The organism is Sulfitobacter sp. HI0040 (assembly GCF_001634885.1).
In the GTDB taxonomy this organism is placed as follows: Bacteria; Pseudomonadota; Alphaproteobacteria; order Rhodobacterales; family Rhodobacteraceae; genus Sulfitobacter.
The window spans coordinates 1-509 of record NZ_LWEX01000512.1 but is presented as its reverse complement, the minus strand read 5'-3'; the positions used below and the strand labels follow the sequence as shown (position 1 = coordinate 509).

1 pseudogene is annotated in these 509 nt (G+C 62.7%); it reads left to right on the top strand.

Annotated elements, in window-relative coordinates:
• Nucleotides 1-414: pseudogene (locus tag A3728_RS23795) on the top strand (hypothetical protein); the annotation flags it as partial.
• Nucleotides 415-509 lie beyond the last annotated feature (95 nt).

The window sequence follows — 509 nt, the reverse complement described above, 5'->3', positions numbered from 1 at the left end:
CGCCGCAAATTCATCCGGGATCTCACAGGGCAGACCGGGTTCCGCCAGCTTGCCGCGCAGGTGCTGATGTCATTCCGGCTGGCGGGCGACGATGAAGCACGGGATGCGGCCACGCAGGATGCGGCGCAGGCCTTCAAGGCCCGGGATCTCTGGAAATCCTTCCCGGTTTTCATCGGTGTTGCACTGCTGATGAGCCTGTTGGGAGAGTGGTGGTACGGGCTGGCCTTCTGGCTGCTGCCCTATCTGACCTGGTTCCAGCTTGTCCTGCGCATTCGCAATATCGCGGAGCCCCATGCTCCGCGATATTGCGAATGCGCAGGACAAGCTGGAACCAGGTCAGATAGGGCAGCAGCCAGAAGGCCAGCCCGTACCACCACTCTCCCAACAGGCTCATCAGCAGTGCAACACCGATGAAAACCGGGAAGGATTTCCAGAGATCCCGGGCCTTGAAGGCCTGCGCCGCATCCTGCGTGGCCGCATCCCGTGCTTCATCGTCGCCCGCCAGCCGG